The organism is Frankia sp. CeTa3Moorea (assembly GCF_978021225.1).
The window spans coordinates 15,606-18,081 of sequence record NZ_CDXDOR010000057.1 but is presented as its reverse complement, the minus strand read 5'-3'; the positions used below and the strand labels follow the sequence as shown (position 1 = coordinate 18,081).

The 2,476-nt window shown below is 63.5% G+C and carries 2 protein-coding genes; both read right to left on the bottom strand.

Annotated features, from left to right (window positions below; genetic code table 11):
• Positions 1-692 precede the first annotated feature (692 nt).
• Positions 693-1,877, bottom strand: a complete 1,185-nt coding sequence (locus AC08OV_RS12285; protein WP_476619688.1) for a hypothetical protein — start codon at positions 1,875-1,877, stop codon at positions 693-695.
• Positions 1,878-2,128: 251 nt separating this feature from the next.
• On the bottom strand, positions 2,129-2,329 hold the full coding sequence (locus AC08OV_RS12280; protein ID WP_476614718.1) for a DUF397 domain-containing protein: 201 nt from the start codon (positions 2,327-2,329) through the stop codon (positions 2,129-2,131).
• Positions 2,330-2,476: the final 147 nt, after the last annotated feature.

Genomic DNA, 2,476 nt, shown 5'->3' with positions numbered 1-2,476 from the left:
GGTCGCCCCCGATGACGGATGTCCGACAGTCGTCACGGCCGTCCCCGGCGCGGGCCACCTGACCGTCGTCGTGGCCAGGTCGCGGGGGTAGACGGTTCTGAACGTCGATGCGGATCGCTGCTTGTGTCCAATGTCATAGCAGAAAGGTGGGCCCGGCCGGATGGCCTCCAGACACCTCCGGTCTCGTTGCCCGCCCAGCTTTCGCCGACGTTGATTCGCCCACCCGGCGTGGCGCGCCCACGCCACGCCGCCACCATGCGCGTTCGTACTGGCCGACTGGATAGCGTTGTTCCACAACTATCTTCAGATCAACTTCAGGTCGGTGTCAGCAGCTCCTCCTCACGCCGGGCGGACGTCCGGCGGCTCCACACCGGAGCGGGACGCACTCCCGTCCCCCGTCGTCCGCTGCGGCGCTCGTTGGTCGGAGAAGGGTCCTCACGACGCCTGTCACCGTCGCGGCAGCACGGTCGTCAGCCGCTGACCCACACCGACACCGACGCCGGTCAAAACAGCGCTGGCGGCGGCCCGCCACACAGACCCCCGCCGATCAGCTAGACCGAGGCGTGCGAAGCCAGACGCCTGCCGGACAAGATCGGAGAAATGGCCGACATCATGCTCCTCTGTCGTGCGCCCGATCCTCTGTCGTGCGCCCGATCCTCCTGGATGTTATAGAACCAGGCTGGCTGGGCGTGCTACCGGCGCAACGCGCCTGCGATGTCTATAAGCGGCTGCCAGATCCCGCCGCTCTCCAAGAAGAAGCCGACCATGGGCAGGAACGCCAAGGCATTGTTCAAACTGAACCAGCGACGCACACCGGTGTCCGCTGGCCATGTCCGCATCCTTTCCAACCGGCCGTGTAGTTCCATGAGCACAGCCAGCCGATCGGCCAGTTCAGCCCGATCGTCCGCTGTCAGCATCGAAGATGCCCGTCTCCGATTCAGCCGATCGATCGTCGTCGATGTCCGGTCCGCCCACCGCAGCAGTCGACGCTTTTCCTGTCGCATCGCCGCATGTACCGCCAGCATCGGAACCAGAAATGCCAGGATCTCGAACAAGATTGCTAATGGCAGCAGTGCGACGTAAACATTCCGCCACGCCGCATAGGCGGGCAACAGAGGGATCAGAAACCACCACGACGCCAGGAAGAATGCTGGGATACTTGCAACCAGTGACTGATAGAAGCAAAACCTTCCTAACGGACTGAGACCTCCGACGCCGTCGGGATGGTTTTCCCTGACGAGTAGCCGAGCCTGTTCCTCGTGCACTGCCCGCCAGTAGCCTCCGTAGGCAGCCATTCGACCAAGGCGGGAGCCCGCGATCGCCGCGGCGAACGTCTCCATCAGCACCGCCCAGATCCGGTGACGGTCGCCGTAGACCGGCTGCGGATCGGTCAGTAGAAATACCACCCAACCTATAAAGACGGCTGATCCGACGATGACAGCACCGACCCGCTCGTACCGGCGGGCCCGCCGGCTGATCCTGTCCACCACCGCCCGCTGCTGGGAAGGCGTCAGAAACAGAACCCGCCGGTCACAGACCCGACCGAGTGCCTCGGTGAACCTCTCCGGAATCGTCTCCGTGAGGGCCACGCCGACGACCAAGGCAGTCAGCCCGGAGATGAACATGAGGTCCCACGTGTCTCCGTACCGGACATGCACAAGCTGGACGAGCGTGGCAAGTAACGGAATCGACCACCAAATGGCGGTCGGCAGTAGTCGACCCACGCGCCCGGCAGTACTCCTGGCTCCAGGCGGGATGCCGATCGCGGTGATCATAAGTACGTGTACGACAACGATGAGAGGCGGCTCGGCGAGAGCGATTTCGTACACCGCTGTGCCGGCTGCGGTTACCGCCGAAAACCATCCGGTTGGCGGCACCCAGACGATCATTGCGAGCTGGAGCGCGAGGTTCCATCAGACACGCCCCATCGGACCGCGCCGGAATCACCCCCACTCATTCCACCCGCCATCGAGGCGCGGTCACGATGCTGACCCCACGCCAACATTCTCTGCGACCCAGCTCCTTCGTTGCCACCTGCAGTTGCGAGGAGTGTAACAGGAAGCCGGGACGCCGAGCGACGGGTTCTGTGGGGGCCACACTATGAATCGACGCGGCTCCGGTGCGGTTGTCAGAACTCGCCTGCGCGCACTCCAGCCGTAAAGGCGGCCCACTCCTCCGCCGAGAATCGCAGGGCGGGTTGATCCGGGTTCTTCCCGTCGCGGACCAGCACCGCGCCCGCCTCGACGGCAACTTCTACACAGCCTCGGTCCTGGCAATATGAGGACCTACGAAAAACGGGCTCGATTGCGGTGACCTGGCCGTCTCTCATTTTAGCACATCCCTAGAATCGGTCCGCCACGGAAGTCTGGTTACCTAGCTTCGCTGATCCGTCCGGCGATGTCGATGGAGCGCGGGACTCTATCTTCGCCATGGTAGCCGCAACGGTCGTTTTGTAACATTTATTCGTGCTCCACTG

Excerpts from the sequence above, each read along its gene's own strand:
- AC08OV_RS12280 (WP_476614718.1), bottom strand. The coding sequence starts at position 2,329 with ATGAGAGACGGCCAGGTCACCGCAATCGAGCCCGTTTTTCGTAGGTCC.